Origin of the sequence: Halomonas shengliensis, from assembly GCF_900104135.1 — a bacterium.
GTDB classification, from domain to species: domain Bacteria; phylum Pseudomonadota; class Gammaproteobacteria; order Pseudomonadales; family Halomonadaceae; genus Halomonas; species Halomonas shengliensis.
Genome location: NZ_FNIV01000022.1, coordinates 1 through 1352, shown reverse-complemented (window position 1 = coordinate 1352; position 1352 = coordinate 1). Strand labels below are relative to the sequence as shown.

Sequence of the window (1352 nt, the reverse complement as noted above, 5' to 3'; positions counted from 1 at the left end):
CGAAAGCGGAGCCTGTCCTGCTCATGGAAGCGGTGGTCGCCACCGACAACATGCAGCGGGCTTACCGTAGGGTGGTGGCCAACAAGGGGGCGCCGGGTGCCGACGGCATGACGGTGGCCCAGCTGGCCGACCACCTGAAGCAACACTGGCCGACGCTGCGCGAGCGGCTGCTGGCCGGTGAGTACCACCCCAGTCCAGTCCGAGCCGTCGAGATCCCCAAGCCCAAGGGCGGGACGCGACAGCTCGGCATCCCCACGGTCACCGACCGGCTGATCCAGCAGGCGCTGTTGCAGGTGCTGACGCCGTTCTTCGATCCGGGCTTTTCCGCATCGAGTTATGGCTACCGCCCCGGGCGCAGCGCCCAGCAGGCCGTCTCGGCGATGAAGGTCCATGTCACCGCCGGCCACCGCTGGGTGGTCGACCTCGACCTGAAAGCCTTCTTCGACCGGGTGAACCATGACCTGCTGATGGCACGGGTCGCGCGCCGCGTCCGCGACAAACGGGTGCTACGCCTGATCCGCCGCTACCTGGAAGCCAGGATGTTCCAGGATGGCCTGGCCGCGCCACGCCGACAGGGAACGCCGCAGGGTGGGCCACTGAGCCCACTGCTGGCGAACATCCTGCTGGATGATGTGGACAAGGAGCTGGAACGCCGCGGTCACCGCTTCTGCCGCTACGCCGACGACCTGCAAGTGTATGTCAGGAGTCGGCGGGCGGGTGAGCGCGTCATGGCCAGCCTGAGTGATTTTCTCGAGAGCTCGCTCAGGCTGACGGTCAACCGCGACAAGAGTGCGGTGGACCGGCCCTGGAACCGGGGGTATCTGGGCTACACGCTGACTCGACACAAGCGGCCAAAGCTGACGCTGGCCAAGGCCAGCCTGCAGCGCCTGATGCAGCGTGTCCGCGAGCTCCTCAAACGCGGCAGGGGACGCCATATTCGTCGCGTCACCAGAGAGCTGGCTCCCGTCCTGCGTGGCTGGGCCAGTTACTTCAGTCTCGTCGACGTGAAGCGACCGCTGGAAGCGCTGGATCAATGGATACGCCGCCGATTGCGCGATGTGATCTGGCGGCAATGGAAACGTCCGCGAACCCGGTGTCGTAAGCTCCTGGCGCTGGGCCTAGATCCACAGCGCGCCTGGAAATCATCGGTAAACGGGCGAGGCCCTTGGTGGAATGCGGGTGCGCTGCACCTGCGCCACGCCTTGCCCAACCGCTGGTTCGCTCAGCGTGGGTTAATCTCGGTGCTGGATACGGTAAGAGGGCTTAGCCGTTCTTCGTGAACCGCCGTGGTACGGAACCGTATGCCCGGTGGTGTGGGAGGGCTCCGGGGGTGACCCCGGACCCTACCCGAT

1 protein-coding gene is annotated in these 1352 nt (G+C 66.1%); it reads left to right on the top strand.

Annotated elements, in window-relative coordinates; translation table 11 throughout:
• Positions 1 to 1280: group II intron reverse transcriptase/maturase (gene ltrA / locus BLP95_RS16570; RefSeq protein WP_143004446.1), on the top strand; the 1280-nt coding region annotated here is incomplete at its 5' end.
• Between the last annotated feature and the right edge of the window lie 72 nt (positions 1281 to 1352).